Origin of the sequence: uncultured Gimesia sp. (assembly GCF_963976445.1) — a bacterium.
Lineage (GTDB): Bacteria > Planctomycetota > Planctomycetia > Planctomycetales > Planctomycetaceae > Gimesia.
In genome coordinates this window covers 333961-353187 of the sequence record NZ_CAXBKP010000001.1, presented here as the reverse complement: position 1 = coordinate 353187, position 19227 = coordinate 333961, and the positions used below count along the sequence as shown (strand labels likewise).

The 19227-nt window shown below is 50.6% G+C and carries 13 protein-coding genes; 4 read left to right on the top strand and 9 right to left on the bottom strand.

Annotated elements, in window-relative coordinates; all coding sequences use genetic code 11:
- Window positions 1–67 precede the first annotated feature (67 nt).
- Window positions 68–1516, top strand: a complete 1449-nt coding sequence (locus tag AAC022_RS01390) for an MATE family efflux transporter (protein ID WP_339727265.1) — start codon at window positions 68–70, stop codon at window positions 1514–1516.
- 19 nt (window positions 1517–1535) lie between these two features.
- On the opposite strand, the gene AAC022_RS01385 is transcribed toward AAC022_RS01390, so the two are convergent.
- The 4 genes from AAC022_RS01385 to AAC022_RS01370 all read right to left on the bottom strand — a co-directional run bounded on the left by AAC022_RS01385 (window position 1536) and on the right by AAC022_RS01370 (window position 6171).
- Window positions 1536–2273, bottom strand: a complete 738-nt coding sequence (locus AAC022_RS01385; RefSeq protein WP_339727263.1) for a lipoate--protein ligase family protein — start codon at window positions 2271–2273, stop codon at window positions 1536–1538.
- A 1-nt stretch (window position 2274) separates the two neighbouring features.
- Window positions 2275–3654, bottom strand: coding sequence for a dihydrolipoyl dehydrogenase (gene lpdA / locus AAC022_RS01380; protein WP_339727261.1), 1380 nt, complete (start codon window positions 3652–3654; stop codon window positions 2275–2277).
- Window positions 3655–3716: 62 nt separating this feature from the next.
- Window positions 3717–4892 carry a 2-oxoglutarate dehydrogenase complex dihydrolipoyllysine-residue succinyltransferase gene (gene odhB, locus AAC022_RS01375; RefSeq protein ID WP_339727258.1) on the bottom strand — a complete coding sequence of 392 codons (1176 nt, stop codon included), beginning with the start codon at window positions 4890–4892 and terminating at the stop codon, window positions 3717–3719.
- A 334-nt stretch (window positions 4893–5226) separates the two neighbouring features.
- A complete protein-coding gene (locus AAC022_RS01370; protein ID WP_339727256.1) occupies window positions 5227–6171 on the bottom strand; it encodes an SMP-30/gluconolactonase/LRE family protein in 945 nt (314 codons plus the stop codon).
- Between the two features lie 216 nt (window positions 6172–6387).
- Here AAC022_RS01370 and AAC022_RS01365 point away from each other — a divergent pair, with 216 nt between their 5' ends.
- On the top strand, window positions 6388–7569 hold the full coding sequence (locus tag AAC022_RS01365; RefSeq protein ID WP_339727254.1) for a M20 family metallopeptidase: 1182 nt from the start codon (window positions 6388–6390) through the stop codon (window positions 7567–7569).
- A 353-nt stretch (window positions 7570–7922) separates the two neighbouring features.
- Here the strand turns inward: AAC022_RS01365 and AAC022_RS01360 are convergent, their stop codons facing one another.
- The 3 genes from AAC022_RS01360 to AAC022_RS01350 form a co-directional block, all read right to left on the bottom strand.
- A complete protein-coding gene (locus tag AAC022_RS01360; protein ID WP_339727253.1) occupies window positions 7923–9410 on the bottom strand; it encodes an AAA family ATPase in 1488 nt (495 codons plus the stop codon).
- 76 nt (window positions 9411–9486) lie between these two features.
- Entirely contained in the window at window positions 9487–11202 is a 1716-nt protein-coding gene (polX, locus tag AAC022_RS01355) for a DNA polymerase/3'-5' exonuclease PolX (RefSeq protein ID WP_339727251.1), read from the bottom strand.
- A gap of 138 nt (window positions 11203–11340) precedes the next feature.
- Entirely contained in the window at window positions 11341–12540 is a 1200-nt protein-coding gene (locus AAC022_RS01350; protein ID WP_339727250.1) for a hypothetical protein, read from the bottom strand.
- Window positions 12541–13189: 649 nt separating this feature from the next.
- On the opposite strand from AAC022_RS01350, the gene AAC022_RS01345 reads away from it, so the two are divergent.
- Together AAC022_RS01345 and folE2 are read left to right on the top strand one after the other, a co-directional pair.
- On the top strand, window positions 13190–14263 hold the full coding sequence (locus AAC022_RS01345) for a tetratricopeptide repeat protein (protein ID WP_339727249.1): 1074 nt from the start codon (window positions 13190–13192) through the stop codon (window positions 14261–14263).
- 413 nt (window positions 14264–14676) lie between these two features.
- Window positions 14677–15666, top strand: a complete 990-nt coding sequence (gene folE2 / locus AAC022_RS01340) for a GTP cyclohydrolase FolE2 (RefSeq protein ID WP_339727247.1) — start codon at window positions 14677–14679, stop codon at window positions 15664–15666.
- 41 nt (window positions 15667–15707) lie between these two features.
- Here folE2 and AAC022_RS01335 read toward each other — a convergent pair whose 3' ends face one another.
- The gene (locus AAC022_RS01335) at window positions 15708–18107 is read right to left on the bottom strand and encodes a hypothetical protein (RefSeq protein ID WP_339727244.1); all 2400 of its coding nucleotides are present in this window, start codon (window positions 18105–18107) and stop codon (window positions 15708–15710) included.
- A gap of 3 nt (window positions 18108–18110) precedes the next feature.
- Window positions 18111–19010 carry a hypothetical protein gene (locus tag AAC022_RS01330; RefSeq protein WP_339727243.1) on the bottom strand — a complete coding sequence of 300 codons (900 nt, stop codon included), beginning with the start codon at window positions 19008–19010 and terminating at the stop codon, window positions 18111–18113.
- Window positions 19011–19227: the final 217 nt, after the last annotated feature.

The following is a 19227-nucleotide window of genomic DNA, read 5'->3' as shown; positions in this document are numbered from 1 at the left end:
CGTTCGCTGCACTACAATCCCATCGAATGTATCCCTGCTTCTTTACCCCTTGATTGGATCGTGCAACATGGAAGAGAGTTCTTCCAATATTTCGGATTCACATGTGCGACCGGGGAGTTTGCGTGAACTGGCGAATGTGGCTGTTCCGTTGGTTTTGAGCTGCGGTTCGCTTTCGATCATGCACGTCGTCGACCGGATCTTCTTAACGTGGTGGTCAACCGATGCCGTGGCTGCCTCTTTGCCAGCGGGCATGATCCAATGGGCGGCGATGTCGATTGCGATGGGGATGGCGACTTATGTCAACACGTTCGTCGCGCAATATGAAGGCGCCGGTCAGAAGGGGCGAGTTTCGGAATCGGTCTGGCAGGGATTCTACCTGGCGTTGATCTGGGGAGGAATTCTTTTGCTGGGAATTCCACTTGCTGGAACGATCTTTCGCTGGATCGGTCACGCGGCTGAAGTTCAGGTATTGGAAGTCGATTATTTTTCGATTCTGTGTTTGGGTTCAGGGCCTGCTTTGATTTCCACCGTGCTTTCCTGTTTTTATACAGGACGCGGCAAAACGATGGTTGTGATGTGGGTGAACTTAGCCAGCGTGTTGCTCAACATGGTTCTGGATTACTGTCTGATCTTTGGGGCTGGTCCTTTTCCTGCCATGGGAATTAAAGGGGCGGCGATCGCCACAGTTGCGGCTAATGTTTCCATGCTCGCTTTCTATGCGTTCATTATTTTTGCCAAGCACGAAGCCCGGGAATACGGTTTATTCAATCACTATCGCTGGAATCGGGATTTGTTTCTGCGATTGATCCGATATGGATTTCCTAACGGACTGCTGTTTTTTGTAGACATCATCGGCTTTACATTGTTCATCGTACTGGTGGGACGCATCGGAAAAGTCGAATTGGCGGCGACCACGATTGCCTTCAATTTGAACTCGCTGGCGTTTGTGCCGATGATGGGAGTCGGGACCGCCGTGATGACGCTGGTCGGAAAGCGAATTGGTGAAGGTCGCCCTGAACTGGCGGTGAGAACCACCTGGAAAGCGTTCGCTGCGACAGCCGTGTATATGCTGATATTTGTGGTTATTTACGTAGGGCTTCCCGATTTATTACTCAGACCTTATACACCGGAAGTGATCACTGACGAATTTTTGGAAGTCAGGCACACTGCTGTCATTCTGCTTCGGTTTGCTGCGTTATTCTCATTTTTTGATGGGGCCGTTGTGGTGTTCGGGTCAGCCATTCGAGGAGCCGGCGATACCCGGTTCTGCATGATTTATTCCCTGGTCACAGGCTGGGCCATCATGGTGATTCCCACGTTTCTGATCTGGATGTATGCCGATGCGAAATTGTTTGGCAGTTGGACTGCCTGTACCTCTTACATCGCTGTGTTGGGCATTGGGTATCTGATCCGGTTCCAGGCGGGCCACTGGAAGCAGATGCGCGTGATTGAAGATCATTTTTCGGAACCGAGTTCTGAAGATCCAGAGCCATCGATTGAAGAAGCTTTGACTTAATCACGTCCGTTTCACGAAATCAGCGGCGGAGATTCCATTTCTCCGTCGTATATTTTTCGGTCACCAACTCCTTGACTCGTTCGAGTGGCAGGTCTGGTTCGGGTTGGCTGGCGTTCCAGGTATCGGTAAACAGCTGTGCGAGTTCCGGCTGCTTCATGGGATAGTTGGTGACGAACTCCAGATGGTCGCGATGAGACCGGTACTCTGGTTCCCGCTCCGGGCTGGTTAAGTAACGGGGAATCCGATCGAGGTCGAAGTCGTACAAAATGGTGCCATGATGCAGGAGCGTGGTGGTTAACCAGCGCTGCGAATTACCAGAGAACTTGCGTCCTTCGATCGTTAAGTCGCTGATCCCTTGCAGCTCGATTCTGGCATTCGGCTTGTCCTGTCTCAGTGAAGCGATGATTCGATTTAAAATCTCGCGGGTGGTGGCTTCAATTCCCGCCAGATGTTGGTCGGCAGTGATCCGCAGAAACAGTGAAAAGATGAAACAGCCGGGCCCGAGCAAGACTGTGCCGCCACCGGTACAGCGTCTGAGGACAGGGATCTGATCCTGTTTGCAATGTGCCAGGTTCACGTTGGCGGCGACTTGATTGGAGCTGCCTAAGACAACCGCGTGTTGATCGACCTCCCAGAGACGCAGGCAGCCGACGGAATTCTGTTCGTTGATCTGATACAAGAGACCTTCATCCAACGCCAGATTTTCAGCCGGCGTTGGCAGAGTTGTTTCAGAAAAGTGGCAGCTTGAATCAAGCATTTCAGAAATTAAGTGCTCGTTTATCAACGGCGAGTGCGGCTTCTTTGACTGCTTCAGCCAGTGTCGGATGAGCGTGGCAGCAGCGAGCGATGTCTTCACTGCTCGCACCAAATTCCATGGCGACGGCACATTCAGCGATTAAGTCACCGGCTCGTGGTCCGAGAATATGCACGCCTAGAATGCGGTCGGTCTGTTTGTCGGCAAGCATTTTGACGCGGCCTTCGGTTTGTCCCATGGCACGGGCACGACCGTTGGCAAGGAACGGGAACGAACCTTTATTGTATTCAATGCCCGCTTCCTTCAGTTGTTCTTCCGTTTTACCGACGGCGGCGATTTCTGGATTGGTGTAGGCCACACTAGGAATGGCGTCGTAATTTACATGCCCGTAACCAGTAACCAGCAGTTCTGAAAACGCGACCCCTTCGTCTTCTGCTTTGTGAGCCAGCATGGCACCGCCGATGACATCACCGATCGCATAGATGCCTTTGACAGACGTTTCATAGTGGTCATTAACGGGAATGAAACCGCGTTTGTCGAGTTCAATGCCGATATTTTCCAAGCCGAGTTGATCGGTATTGGGACGACGGCCCACTGCCACCAGCACGCGGTCACAGCGAATTGGTTTCCCGTCGGCGATTTCGACATCGCAGGTTTTTTTATTCGCTTTGACGCCGGTCACACGGCAGCCCAGTTGGAATTCCAGCCCCTGTTTTTCGAAGATCTTTTTGGCTTCGTTGGCGATTTCCGTGTCGGTGGTCGGCAGGATTCGATCGAGGTATTCCAGAACTGTTACTTTGGCTCCCAGGCGATTCCAGACGGCGCCTAATTCCAGGCCAATCACGCCGCCACCAATGACAACCAGATGTTTAGGGACCTGCTCGTAAGCCAGCGCTTCGGTGCTGGTGCCGACGCGGTCGCCGTCTAGTTCGATCCCGGGCAACGTGGAAGGCTCGCTGCCTGTCGCGATCAGAATGTGTTTTGCGTCGAGCTCAACAGGTTCTTTACCAGCAACGGTCACTTTTCCTGGTGCCGTAATGGTGGCGTGTCCCGAATAGCGGGTGATTTTGTTTTTCTTGAATAGAGAATCAATGCCGCCGCCCATTGTTTTAACGGTCCGGTCTTTCTGGCTCAGCATTTTCTCCAGATCGAGTGATAACGAACCGACGTTAATGCCGCGATCTTTGAAGCTGTGTCCGGCTTCTTTATAGAGTTCACTCGATTCCAGCAGTGCTTTACTGGGAATACAGCCGACTCGCAGACAGGTGCCGCCCAGCATGCGTTCTTTTTCGATACAGGCAACATTTAAACCAAGTTGTGCAGCACGAATGGCAGCAATATAACCTCCGGGACCAGCACCGATAATAACCAGATCATGGTTCATTTTCTCTTTTTCCTGCGGGGACAGGAAACCTTTCAAAGCCTCTATTTATACGCGTTAGATTCTCAGATTTCCATCAGCATGCGTGATGGTTCTTCCAAGACCTCTTTGACTCGTTTGAGGAAGACGACTGCTTCCCGTCCATCGACGACGCGGTGATCGTAAGTCAGTGCGAGATACATCATGGGACGAATCACAACCTCTCCATTGATGGCGACCGGACGTTCTTGAATCCCATGCATCCCCAGTACGCCGCTTTGTGGCGGGTTGACGATCGGAGTCGAGAGTAGAGAGCCGTAAACGCCACCGTTGGTGATCGTGAAGGTGCCGCCCTGAAGTTCATCGAGGCTGATTTTATTGGCGCGAGCACGTTGACCGAAGTCATTAATTTTGAGCTCGATGTCGGCGAAGCTGAGCCGCTCTGCATTACGCAGAATGGGAACGACGAGCCCTTTGCCACCGCCGACAGCAATGCCGATGTCATAGTAATTCCGAAAGACGAGGTCCGTTCCCCGAATTTCCGCATTGATCTGCGGATACAGGTTCAACCCATCCACGACCGCTTTGATAAAGAAGGACATGAAGCCCAGCTTGACGTCATATTTTTTCAGGAACATGTCTTTGTATTTAGACCGCAATTCCATCACGGCCGACATATCGACTTCATTGAATGTTGTGAGCAGAGCCGCGTTGGATTGTGCTTCGACAAGGCGTTCCGCAATCTTTTTGCGGATCGGGCTCATGGGCACAATTTCTTCTTCGCGGAAGATACCGTTGCCTGAGGCACTCGGGTTTTCGTAGGCGAGGGCATCTTCTTTCAGGATGCGACCACCGGGGCCGGTTCCTTTGACATCAGCGGGGCTGAGTCCTTTTTCTGCCATGACGCGGGCCGCGGCCGGCATGACGCGATCACCAGAACCAGTGGGCGCTGCTGCAGGAGCAGCGGCGGCCGCCTTCGCCGGGCCTTTGGCGGGGGCCGGTTCTTCGACACCAGCCGGGCGTTCTGCTTCTTCCAGGTAGCCGATGACTTCGCCGACGGCTGCCATTTCTCCGGTTTTCTTCAGGATTTCGACAATGATCCCGTCGAGGGGCGCCGGTACATCGAAGGTGGCTTTGTCGGTTTCGAGCTCAACGATTTCACTATCTTGAGCGACCCATTTTCCTTCTTCCGCATGCCAGGCGCCGATCTGGACTTCGGAGATGGATTCCCCTACTGAGGGGACTTTGATTTCAACAGACATCGGACACTATTCTCCAACCGAGCCGTGGGCAAAAACGTATAATTTCAGACTATATCCCTATGTTTTTATACTTGGCGAGCACCAAAATGAATTATGACTTCTAGAGAAAGCCAGCACAATTCCCGTGTGCAGTGAAGATGATAAACAGGAAAAGTATTTTAAAAGTATTTTGATTATGAAGCCAATCGCTTCTCTCAATTCACTTAAGTTGCTCTTTTAAATAGAAAAACGCTGGTCTTTTTATCGGCGTTTCAGCCAGACCAGCGTTTGCTTTATTCTGATTCACGTATTATCGAACCAGCCGTAACAAGTCTTATCAGTTGTATTGCCGGTATCAGGACGACTTGCCGGGGAATCGGTGTCCCTTGGCTTTGGTGTCGATTCGATACAGCGAATTGCGTGCGGTAATGAACAGGCTTGAATTGTCTTTGCCGCCGAAGGTCACGTTCGCTGGCTTTTCAGGGACTTCAATAATTCCCAGTAATTTGCCTTCCGGAGAAATGACCTGGAGGCCTAGACCTGACGTAATATAGAGATTTCCGTTGGTATCAACCGTCAGGCCGTCTCCGCCACGTCCCGGCTCTTTATAGCCTGGTTCCTGTTTCAGTGTGCATAATACGCGACCTTTGCCAACTTTGCCGGGGGCTGTGATGGGATAGGCCCACATTTCCTTCTGCATGCTGGGAATCACGTACAGTGTTTTTTCGTCGGGAGAAAGAATCACGCCGTTGGGGGCTTTCAGGTCGTCCGCCAGGCGAGTCACTTCACCATCGGCAGCACGATAGTAAACGGCGACTTTTTCCTGTGGCAGTGGTTCGGGAGCCCGGAAATGCGGGTCGGTAAAATATATACCACCTGTACGATCAATCACGAGATCGTTCGGGGCGTTATAGCGTTTTCCCTGGTATTCTGAGGTCAGTGGGGTGACTTTTTTGTTTTTCAGGTTAATGCTCACCAAACGCCCGTCCATTTCACAGGCCAGCAGGTTGTTCCCACCATCCAGCATCAGACCATTGCAATGGTTCGACGGCTCCAGAAAAACCGAGAGTTTTCCCTTGGTGTCGACCTGATAGATTTTGTTGTCGGGAATATCAGTAAAATACAGGTTCCCCTTTAAATCGAAGGCGGGGCCTTCTGTGAATTTAAAATCGGTAAACAGTTTGACCGGTTTTCCTATAGGTCCAATACCGGGGATTTCGGAATCTTTCTCGGCTTGAGTCAAAGCAGACATGGTTAACAACATGACTACAGCGGCAGTCCAGCTTACTATTTTTCGCATGAGAGGCTCCTTGGAGTTCGAGGCCAGCATAAGGGGGGAATGTAATCGATCTTCTATTAGAGCCTTTCTGCCTCATAAAATTCAACCTTCTGAAGAATCGGAATGCTGTATCAGTAGAAATCAGGCTTCTCATGAGGGACACTGATTAAAAGAAAATAAAGCGAGCTCAATGCTAAAAAGCGTCTAGAATAAGCTTGATTAGAGGATTTAATCTCAATGGATGCCGTCCGGCTGTTAAAACAACTGATCTCCATTCCCAGCGTCAATCCCATGGGGCGTGATGTTTCGGGTGAGATCTATTTCGAGGGAAAGCTGACCCAGTTCTTATGTGACTATTTTGCAGAACTGGGAGTCGAATACGAGTCGATCGAAGTCGTTCCCGGCCGGAATAATGTCATCGCCCGCACGAAGTTGAAGCCGGGAGTGCCGACCATTCTGATGGACGTGCATCAGGATACGGTTCCCGTCGAAGGCATGATTGTTCCCGCGTTCGAAGGCACGGAAAAGGACGGGAAAATTTACGGCCGCGGTGCCTGCGATGTCAAAGGAGGCATGGCGTCCATGCTGATGGCGTTTACGCGACTGGTGCAAGAGAACCCGCCGGATGCCGCCAATGTGATTCTTTCCTGCACCTGTGACGAAGAAGCGACTGTCAAAGGAATTGAGCATCTGGTCCGCTTGTGGGAGAAGCCATCTGGCTTGAGTCAGATCCTCACAGATCCGCCTGATTTAGGACTCGTTGCTGAACCAACCATGCTGGATATCGTGGTCGCACATCGCGGGGCGACACGCTGGAAAATCAAAACCACGGGCAAAGCCTGTCATAGCTCACAGCCGAAGGACGGGATCAATGCCATTTATCGCATGGCCGATGTGCTGAATGCGCTTCAGGAACACGCGGAAGAACTGTCGCAACGCGAAGCGCATCCTCTATGCGGCCCCCCGACAATGAGTGTTGGCGTGATTGAAGGGGGAGAGAGTGTTAACATTGTTCCCGACTGCTGCACGATTGAAATCGATCGCCGTGTGATTCCGGGTGAAGATGGCATTGAAGTGATGCATGAGGTGGAAGCATTCTTGAAACAGAAGCTGCCGTTCGAATTCGAAATGCTGCCCTCCTGGATTACCGGCGTTTCGCTCTCCGATCATAATAATGGTGCCTGGAGTGACCGCCTGCTTTCGGTGATTGATACCGTGGAACCCGATCACAAAAAAGTCGGCGTCCCGTATGGCACGCATGCAGCCCGCGTGAATCAGGGAGGAGTACCCGCGATGGTCTTCGGCCCCGGTTCTATCGCCCAGGCACACACGGTCGATGAGTGGGTAGAGATCGACCAGCTGTTAAAGGCCGAAGAAGTCTACTTTCAATTCTGTGCCAAAGCCGGACGGGCTGAGTAACAATGCATCGTGGATGCTGAATGCAATTCGGGTCTTCTGGTTTTTGTGAATCCCACTGTTGTGAGAATGGTTTTTCGCGCACTGTCGGACCAGCCGATAGTGGCACACGGACGCGGGTAATGGCTTTATTTACCTATCAGAACAGAGAACTGCAGACAGTCAATAGTAAGATACAAGGGGTAGCCCTATGTGGCTACCCGCTGTGTCGACGTTATTTGTGTATTGATGTGCGGGGTTTGTTGCAGGTTCCGTTCCATGAGTAATTTGGATTTGAACATCGCCAGGCGGGCAGGCACATAGGCACTGCCCCTACAATAAAATCGCTTCGTTCCGTTGTTGTGAAATCGACATTGCTAATCCGCGGGGACGCAGCGGTTATTCGCCCAGTGACGTAATTCTGTGATGCGTTCTTTCATCAGGACGGCCAGTGGTTTGGTTTTCTGAATTTCGGAAGCGATATGGCGGTCTTCGAGTTCGGCGTTTTCAGAAAAGGCGGCGAACAGGCCGGACATGACAGCCTGTTCGAGTTCAGAACCGGTGAAGGCGTCTGCCATCGCTGCCAAAGAGCGGAGGTCGAACTGGTCTGAGTCCCGCTTACGACGTTGGAGATGAATCTTCAAGATCTGCTCCCGGGCGGCAGCACTGGGGAGATCGACGAAAAAGACTTCGTCAAAGCGTCCTTTGCGCATCAGTTCCGGCGGGAGAGCTGAGATGTCGTTGGCGGTGGCGATGATAAAAATTGGATGGCGATGATCCTGCATCCAGGCCAGCAGCGTACCAAACATACGTTTGGATAAGCCGCCATCGGATGAAGAAGCGGAAGCCGAAGCGAATGCTTTTTCAATTTCATCGATCCATAAAATGACCGGTGCCATCGATTCCGCCTGTGAGAGTGCTTGGCGCAGCTGGCTTTCACTTTCGCCGATAAATTTCTGGTAGAGCATACCAGGGTCTAATCTGAGCAGCGGCATGTTCCAGTCGGAAGCGACCATTTTGGCGCAGAGACTTTTACCTGAGCCGGGCACTCCCAGCATCAGCACGCCGCGTGGCGGTTCGAGACCGAATTCCTGTGCTTTGCGTGAGAATCCACCCCGTCGGAGTTTCAGCCAGTCTTTTAATTTATGCAGGCCGCCGACTTCATCCGGTTTGACGTCCACGGCGATCGATTCGAGGCAACCCGTGGAACCGAGCAGCGTGCGTTTGGCTTCGATGATGAGCGGGAGATCGCTGGCGTCCAGATCGTTATCCTGCAGAATGGCGGAACTGATGACGCGTTCGGCTTCGTGGCAACTGAGTCCCCGCAGGGTCAGCACCAGTTGCTCCATATCCCGGCGGGTGAGACGGGCGGTGATTTTGACGTTACTTTCTTTTTTGACTTTATTGAAAGTCTGCTTGATGACGGCAGCGAGTTCCTCGGTCGTGGGCCAGCCCAATTCATAGCGGATCGTGAAGCGTTTGATTTCGTCAGGTAGCGGAAAGGCGTCGATCAGGATGAACGTCGATTTTTTGGTGCGGCAGGTTTCCATCAAATCGCGCATCATCCGATTGACGACACTGTCCCGGCAGTACGCGCCGAGATCTTTGAATACGAAAATATCTGCATCGGTATTCTGGTGGATAAAGCTGAGTGCCTGTTCGGGTTTGCCGCCGGGAACGGTGGCTGATTTTAAGCGTTTACCTTCGACTTTGCATAAACCGCTGGTGGTGGACCATTCATAGAGCGGTCTGTTTATTTTCAGCGCAATTTCCTGAATGACTTTCAAAGCACGCGGCTCGTCCATCGTCTCGATGGCGATGAATGGATTTCCCGAGCGAATCAGTAATTCCAGAGTACTGGTCATAAAAGTGCATTCCTCAGCAGGCAGTTCTGTTGCAAGCAGTAACGCAGGGTTCGCGGAAGCAGATCAAAAAAACAGCTTATTTTTTTAGTAGTTTCTGAAACTGCTTCCAGGTTTTGGTATTCGCGACATCTTGTTTGGTCAAGCCCGCGCGACGTGCCTGATAGACGCCGTACTGCATGACGTCCAGACCTTTGACGCTGTGGGCGTCGGTATTAATCACGATCGGAATCCCCAGCTCTTTGGCTTTGGCGGCGTGAATATCATCGATGTCCAGCCGCATGGGATGAGCGTTGATTTCCAGCATGGTGCCATGATCGGCGGCCGCTTGCAGGATCAAACCGTAATTGAGATCGGCGCCGGGACGTTTCCCAATCAGGCGACCGGATAAATGACCGAGAATGGAGACGTGTGGATTTTGGATGGCGTTCAGCAGACGCCGATTGATCTGTTCCTGGGGTTGTTTGAGGCCGTAATGCAGGACGGCGATGACCCAGTCGGCTTCGCTTAAAACATCATCGGGCAGATCCATGCTGCCGTCTTCCAGGATATCGCATTCGATGCCTTTAAGGATTTGGATGTCGGGAACTTTATCCTGAATTTTCTCAATGGCTTTCCAGTGTGCCCGCAGTCGTTTGGCGTCGAGACCGTTGGCCATGGTGACGCGTTTGGAGTGATCCGTGATGGCGATGTATTGGTAGCCTTTGGCCAGCGCGCCTTCTGCCATTTCCTGAATGGATGCGGTGCCATCGGTGGCGGTCGTGTGCATGTGCAGGTCGCCGCGAATCTGTTTGAGTTCGATCAACTCTGGTAATTCGTTTTTGTCGGCGGCGGCGAATTCCATGCGGTCTTCGCGGATTTCAGGGGGAATCCAGGGCAGGCCGAGTGTTTTATAAACTTCTTCCTCAGTCTTGCCGGAAACGAGTTTGTCTTGTTTAAACAAGCCGTATTCGTTGAGCTTCAGACCCTTGTCCTGTGAACGGCGGCGGAGCACGATGTTGTGTTCTTTGGAACCGGTAAAGTAGAGCAGGGCGGCTCCGTACGATTCTTCCGGCACCACGCGCAGGTCGAGTTCCAGCCTGGAATTCAAACGCACGCGCTGTTTTGTTTCGCCGCGGGCGAGGACTTCTTTGACGAGTTCATGGTTCTCTAAAGCATCCATGACGTCGTTGGGTTGGCTGGAGGTGACGAGAATATCCAGGTCGCCGACGGTTTCTTTGCGTCTGCGACAACTGCCAGCTTCCGAGATTTGCTGCACGGAGTCCAGCTGACCGAGATCATGGATGATTTCGTCGGACTGTGCTTTGGCTTGAGCGAGCCGCACTCGATTGCCGACCTGGCTTAAATGTTCGAGGCCTTCAAGGATGATCTGCTCGGTTTTTTTGCCGAACCCTTTTTGCTCGGCGATGACTCCGTTCTCGGCGGCCGCTTTGAGATCATCGAGTGAATGAATCGAGAGTTCCTTAAATAGAAAGGCGACTTTTTTGGGCCCGATGCCTGGAATATCAAGCATGCGGACGACGTCAGCCGGGATTTCTTCTTTCAGTTCTTCGAGTTGCGGTAAGCTGGCTGTCGCGACGATCGTTTCAATTTTTTCTGCGAGATCTTTGCCAATTCCCGGCAGTTCCTGCAACTCTTTGGGAGTGTTTTTTGCGATGTCTGCGATCGACTCCGAGAGTCCCGAAATCGTGCGTACTGCGTTGCGATAGGCGCGCAAGCGAAATGGGTTGGCTCCCTGAATTTCGAGCAAATCTGCCAGCTCTTCAAACTGGCGGGCGATTTCGGCGTTTTGCATTTTCCGTATCCGGATTCTCAGTTTTGATGGTTCAAACGAGTTGTTGTGAAACTCCTTTTACAATAACGCAATCGGCGCATAAAAAAAGTGCAAGGCGAGGACGCACTTGCACTTTGTTCGTTCTTTCGAAGTCAGCTATTATTTGCTGGCAACTTTTGCCGTATCGTTAATAGCAAACCAACCTGAATTCGCGGGGACATTCTGCTTCGCAATTTGCGGTGCAGAAAAGTGTGCGCGAATGGTAAGCCGTTCTGCTCGGGGAGCTGACTTCCAGGTGATTTTCTGATCCAGATTCAAAGGCTGTACCCGCAGTTGTGGCAGACTGGTTTCCTTTTCAGCTTTGGGTGTTGCTCCCTCGGGAGTTGTTGTGGGAGCTGCTTTTTTCTGGGGAATAGTCGACTTGGGAAATTTTCCATCAGGAGTCGGCTTAAAGGTATCAGTTGTGGTACCAGGCGTACCGAAGAAATCATCGTCCTGTTTTTTCTCCGTACCAAAATTATCAGGCTTTTCTGTTCCGAAGGCTGGTAATGCGGGTTTGGCTTCCGGCATGGGAGATTCTGTTGCTCCTCCTGGCACGGTGGGTTGAAACAGATCGCCTGCTTCATTTTTCGGCATTGGTGTATCCATCGGAGCCCGTTCATAACGGCGAGCGCCAAAGCCAGAATCTTCGACATCCGATGCTTTATTCTCGGGAGTCATAGGCTTTTCGGAATAGGTTTTCGGCGGTGTGCTTTCTACTTCGCGGGGTGTAGGAACTTTTCCGCCGGCGTTAGGATCAGGCGTTGGTGAGCTGGCGGTGGCAGCGTTGTAATTGACGCCACATTGTCCGGTATTACAACCACTGGCTCCACAGGCGCCTGTCGAACAACCGCCGATGCCGCAGCCTCCCATTCCGCAGGAACCACAGTTTCCGGTAGGACCATAGGCGACTCCCGCATATTGAGAGGAGTTTCCTCCGCCAAAGCTGTTGTAACTGACTGCCACAGCTTGCGGATTATTGATCAGGTACCAGCGATAGGCAGCGCGAGAACCGCGTCGTGACTGTGCCATTCCTCTGTTGCCTCTATTGCCGGCATAGTTGGCCGTGTATCCGGGAGTGCCGCAGCAACTACCCGAGTTCATCATGCCATATCCGCCATAGTTGGCTGAATAAGACCGTGGTGCATAACCAGCGCCAGAGTACATGGGACCATTTCGGCTTGGTCCAAAAACGGCGTTGTACGTCCAGGGAATAATCCCGGCGTTGGACTCCGCGAGCGAAACCATGCCAATTGTCAGAAAACATCCGACAGTCAGACAAACTTTTTTCAGATTCATGTTTTTGATAAGACTCATCATCCTTTTCGACCTTTTTTAAAATCGAGCTACACAATTGCACGACCAGGGGCAGTAAGCCATGCCGAAAGAAGACGTAGTCCATCACGCCAAATTCTCTATCTTTCCAACATTTGGAAAGCATTAAGCAACTAATCCATTAGTCACTCTTTTGTACCCTTAGGATCGCACCGATGTCAATGATTGGGATTGTTGGTTGGGTCGGATAAGCTAAGTTTTTGCGCGACTATTTATAAGTATTCTCGATTGTTACTAATTTATCTAAGTTGCCAGGTTGTCTGGTTGCACCTGATTTTGAGGTTATCCGAGGCCTTGATAGGACTTAGGTGAAAGATTCTGATCAAAGAATGACGATAAGTTGATGTGTCGCCATTACTTAAATTCTCCAGGGCTGTTCAGAATTCGATCTGAATCGCTCTCTTCAGGGGGAGAATGTTGCCGATCTCCATTTCGGGGGAATAGGGGTGAGTTCCTCTACCCTGAAAATCAATAAAATGCTAAGTTTCGCGGTCTGAAGCTGATCTTGTTGTCCCTGAATTCCAACTTCCCTGCTTCAATGGTTCATCTTGTTTTGTGTCTTCTTTCATGGTGATCATCACATTTCATGAGAGGCCGTCCTGAAAACTTGTTCTCAAAGTGCCGATTTCGATCAATGGGTCTGAAACAGGGATGCTGCGCGCTGTTGTCAGGTACGATGCTGCTCCGGCGGTGTCTGACTCTGGCATTGCTGTTGGGAATCTGCACCGGGTGTGTCAGTTGGAAGCAGAAAATGGCGGTGCGGGATTCGGAATCCCAGGATCTGGTCGAGCAGGTGCGTGTGGCTACGGAAAGCGGGCGTCAGGAACATGCTGCGGAGTTACTGAAGCAGGCCGTCGCCTCGAATCCGAATAACGCAGCAGTCCGTCATCAACTGTCGGAATTTTTAATTGCCAACGGCTATTCGGAAGAAGCGATCCAGCAGTTGGAAAAGACGACGGTACTGGCCCCCGATGACCCGAGGCCTTACATCGACTTATCGTATCTGTTGTATGAGAAAAAACAGTATACCGACGCATTGAAAAATCTGGATCTGAGTTTAAACCTTGATCCGACGAATATTCGTGCCTTATTGCTCAAAGGTGAGTTGGAAGAATTAGCGGGGCTGAACTCGTCTGCCGTGGAAACCTATCATCGTGTATTACAGGTGGAGCCTTACAATATTGTCTCGCGACTCAAGCTGGCGGCACTGCAGATCAAGCAGGGAGAATCGAATCGGGCAACGCCGATTTTGCGTCCGATCTGTCACAATACAGCAGCGACCATCGATCAGCGGGCGGAAGCACAATGGTTGTTGGGAGTCGCCTATGGTTCCGAACAGCGGTGGAGTGATTCGATCGCTTCTCTGGAAAAGGCGATGAAAAATCGGGCAGATGTCTCGGCGGATGACTGGTATCGGCTCGCGTATGCCTGTCTGCAGGCGAACGAGATGGAAAAAGTGTATCCGGCGGTCACTCAGGCGTTGACGTTAAATCCGATGCATACCGAAACGAATCGGCTGTCGAGTTACCTGACTCAACAGACCAATCAAGTCAATATTCAGCAGGCTTCGATGTATACACCTCTGCAACGTCCCGGAATCATAGGGCAGGCAGCGCCCCCGATCCCAGTGCAAGCATTGCAGCCTCCCCAAGGCTGGGAAAAGCGAGGACCGCTCAGCATCTCTTCTGCGAAAGTCAGGCTACAGTAGCTTGCTGGCGCGGTTTTGAATCCCTTAGAGAGGGATTTCCTTTGATAAATGGACTTCAGAATATCCGCTACTCATTCAGAAACAGGAACCTGGGATTTGATTTCTCTGTTCGAATTCAGAAAATGTTCAAATTCAGCAAATGTCGGGGGAATCTTTGCCTGAAATGGTCAAAACAGACCAATGGGCCCTTTTAGAGCATCTGATCTGTAATTTCAGGCCTCAGTTGGGGTTATTACAACGAAAAGACGTCGATAATCAAATTTTGATACTTGAAAAAAGATTGGTCGCGACTAAATGTTATAGGGGCCTTTTTTTGTTATAGTATCGGTCACGGTTTGAATTCAGTAAAAATTAGAAGAATCTTTTGTGAACATTGAGTTTCACCTGAGGCATAGCGACGAAAGAATGATGAGATGTTTGAATTTGTTTCCGATGCACTGAATCTCAAGCAAATGGGATCTGACGCACCGACTGAAAATTCGCGTTCCCCATTGACGACGGGTTTGCCTGATGTCGCCAATGAGACTGTGCCTCAAATCGGCGGTACTTTGGATCGCGTTGGTATGTCGGGTGTGGAGCTGGTACTTCGCTTGCGTGATGCATCGGGAGAAATCTTTCGTACGCCGGCCCGCGCGGATGCCGCCGTCAGTCTGGATGATGAACAGGTCAAGGGAATTCACATGTCCCGTCTGTTTCTCAGTTTGAATAACCGTCTGGCTGATGCAGAGCTCTCTTTGCCACTGGTGAATGAGATCCTCAAAGATTTTGTGCAGACTCATCAGGAGATGAGTTCGAACAGTTATTTGACGTTATCTTATGAACATTCTCTGAAACGACCTGCTTTACTGTCGGACCATGCTGGCTGGCGTGCTTATCCGATTCGGATTCACAGTGCTTTGCAACAAGGGGAATATAAGCATCAACTGTCGGTACGTCTGACGTATTCCAGTGCCTGTCCCTGCTCGGCCGCGTTATCGCGTCAGCTGATTCAACAGGCGTTTGAGAAAGCCTTTCGCGAGCGGAGTGAGCTTACCCACGATGAAATTTTCCAATGGCTGGGAACACAGGAAGCGATTCTGGCGGTGCCTCACAGTCAACGCAGCCACGCCGATGTGACGGTCGAATTGGACAGTACGCTGGAAGATTTTCCGATCGAATCTCTGATTGATTATCTCGAACGTGTGATTGTGACGCCCGTGCAGACGGCCGTCAAACGCGAAGATGAGCAGGAGTTTGCCCGCTTGAATGGCGCGAACCTCATGTTCTGTGAAGATGCAGCCCGCAAGCTGAAAGCCGCGTTGGAAGAATACGAGGGGATCAAGGATTTCCGTGTGGAAATCAATCATCTGGAAAGCCTGCATCCCCACGATGCAGCGGCCGTCGCGACGCGCAATTCTCAATAAATCGATTTAGAACACTTTTCTGGTGGCTCGTGGGGAAATGGCTATCTCGCGAGGAGTTCTTCGGCATTGGCTGCCTCTTCCCGGAGCCGGTTCATGTAGGATGTGTCTGCTGCAATCTCTGCCTGGATGGTCCTGGTTTTTTTCTGGCTTACCTCGCAATCCTCCAGGCGTTGATAGTTCTTCAGGATCTGCGTTTGTGTGGCCTGGAGAAAGTCAGGAGCGACTGCCAGGTAGACCAGCGAGAAGAGTAACGCAGCGATCACACACGATTGAGACAGCATGCGACCTGTGTGGTGTAGTGCGATCCGTTTTCTCGTCTGCAGGAGTTGGGGAAATCCTCCCATGATCATTCGGGACTGGCGTTTCAGGTACCAGAGCAACAGCAGCGAGACGGAAATGAATGCTGCGAAGAGGTCCCCTGTCAGCCTGTACCAGGTCAGCCAGACCCGGGTGGTAGTCGAGTTGATGAGGCCAAAAACGTCACTCAGCTCCCCGTCGACCATCTGGGATTTCAAAAAATTGAACCAGGTGAGAGGGTAAACCTGGCCGACTCTGAGTCGAACAGGGATCTGTTCCACACTGGTTGGTTTTAAAACATAAGGAACCATAATCGCAGCGATTCCCAGGATCAGGCCACAGATGAGAAGGGAGACTTTCTGAGAATGTAACTTTTCCCTGAAGAATTTAACGGTCTGGTGCAGAGAGAGTGTGGTGAAGAGAAGGGAGAGGGTTATCAGGGGGGTAATGTATGCCTGGGAAGTTTTTGCACAGAGCTGGATGAAACTGGTGCTAGAGAAGAGTATTAGGCTAGAGTAGAGGATTAGAACGAGCAGAGCCATCAAGAAACTGATTCCCAGGAGTTGAAGCCAGGGAACCGAAAATCCGGCGTGAATCAGATACAGTAAACCCAGGACAAACAGGATATAACCGGTCCAGTGGATGAACAGCAATGACTGGTAGTCTATCTTTAAAGGGTTCTTTTGAACGGTACAGAGTCCCCACAATACGAGACTGATACCGGTTCCCAGCAGCCAGCAGACAAGGGGGCGCCAGAACCCCATGCCAACACATTCTGAATTTGGATCGTGCGTGCCGAACCAGCTTAAAACGCCGGTTAGCATCGCGCAGGTGAGTGAGATGATGATCAGATTTAATGAGGTCGCCGAGAGCAGTGCTAACCGAAAAAAATGGGGCGTGTCATTGGGACTGTACTTCTCTCCCTTTTCGATTTGTTTGATCGCTTTGTTATAAGTCTTTTGGTTCTGGAGTACCTGCCTGAATTCTGTTAAAACCGCTTCGTATTCTGTGGGTTCAAACAGGCCGGGGAATTTTTGATTCAGAGTGATCAGCTTCACCTTTTCATGAGAATAAAAATCTTGTCCCAGCTTTGCGAAATTATCATACGCAGGTCCATCGGAAAGTTGCTGCGAAACTTTCAGGTAATCTCGGAAATACATCCCCAGGGAATTGTATTGTTTTAAGAGAAAATCAGAGTTATATTCTTGATCCAGAATCTGGAAAAGTCGGCACAAAATATACTTCTCTCTGAAATTGTTTTTCCTGCTCTCTGCCATTTGTAGCTGTTGGTTCATTGTGAAAGTGGTATGAGACAGAAAGGCGAATGTTGCTGCCTGTCCTGTGAATCCGGTTTTCAGAAAGGGTTTTTTGAGCCCTGCCCTGAGTCGATGCTGTGCTAGTTTATATTTCGGATGATCCAGGATTTCGGTTTGCCACAGTGAGTTCTTCTGAGTCGAAACAGACGATAAATAGATAGCTGCCAGGTAATCATAAAGTGCGTTCTCTGGATCGTGTTGGGCACATTCATCGAGAATTGCCTGCCAGTTCTCCGTACGGGGGATGAACTTATAAAGTTCCAGCCAGTTCTTCTTCGCTATGGAGTGGGGGGAGTAGAACACCGAAGGGTTCCAAGCGTTGTTTTGGAACTGAAACAGGAGCAGTGCTCGGTTGCGCCAGAGATATTTATTCTCAGGATCCAGTTGTGTTGCCAGTTCACTCTGTTTCAGACAGGCTTTACGGGTGCGCAGTTCAAAATCATTCTCCCTTGCTTCGACAGTTTCGTGCTCGGACCCAAGTTGCAAACGAGAGCGGTAAGATGAACGGATCTGATCAAATTCGGTATGGTATTGATAGAACCTGCAAGGGGTATCCAGCATCCAGGCTGCTCCCAGCGCCACCTGGGGATCGTTTTGCGCCGCTTCGATTTCCTGTGACTGTTGAACCCAGTAAGCGGCCTGATCTGCCGGAGTCTGATAAGAAACTGGGATTTCCCAGTTCACAAGCGAGCGTGTCTGTGCGATCCATTCATCGCCGAGCAGTCTCCAGTTGTCGGCGGAGACTCCCAGCGTCCAGATTAGACGAGAACCCAGAAGCAAAAAGCCCAGCAGTAATAGTGCGAGTGGCCAGCGGGGACGCAACTTCATGATTTATTCATCAGGGATTCGCAGTCGATCTCGATCTACATACTCGAAGGCATGCCCGACTTTCACTTTGCCATCATTCCGAACATCAGAAACAACCCCTTTTTTCCACATATTGAAAGGATCAATGAACTCAATCCTCATTCCTTTCGTCAGTTCTGTACTGGAAGTAACAGGTGAATAACCATCGTCATTCACACCTGCTTTCGCTTTAGTGAATCGTAATTCATTGGTTACTCGCGAGCGTGCGGCACCCGACTCAGACATGATCACTCTGACTGCGGACGCCAGTTGAGGATTCTTAGCAATTCGTTGTATCTCTTCAGTCATGCGAGCCGTGATTGGTTTCGTCTTTTCGCGAAACTCCTTCTTTAATGCCATCCTGTCTGAGAGTGGGATATTCTCGGCTTCTTGCAACTCAGAGATTTCGAATGAGGTTCTCGCCAAGTCTTCATTGAGTTGAATGAGTTTTGGACCTGCCGCCCGAGCATCTGCTTCTGTTTTAATGGAGGCAAGAATCGAAGCCTGCTCTTCCTGATCAGACAGTAAACGTTTTGTCAATGACTCAGATGTATTGGAAACGCCGATGGCTTGGCCAATACTTTTCCAGTCAACAACCATGATTAAGATTAAAACAACTGCCGCTCCGGCAACGCCTGCAATTAACCCGATGGGAATGTTAGGTTTAGAAGCTTTTTTCTTTTTAGTATTACCAGAACTTTTCTTCTTCCTCCTCCGAGGAGACTCATACGTTTCTTCCGCTGATTCTTGCTGTGGTCTACGACGACGACGTTTGCGAGGCGGTGTATTCACGATTAATATCTCACTAAGACAGAGAGTAACTGTATTTAAGTATCGTTTAGGAATAAGAATTGTAGCATATTGATACTGATACCAGGTTGTCAATTGTCAGATATATTTATGTACCATCCACACTGCGTTCTTTCCGTCAGTCCCTGATTTCATGAGCCTGGAAATGCTCCCGAATTGGCAAGAAGTCCATTTTCACAAGCCGCCACTACGAACCCAAGACGGCATGAAACTCCTTTATTTTCTGCTAATCCATGCCATGCTGACTGGGGAACGCAATGAGGAATCGCTGGTTCTATTTTTGGCCGAGTCA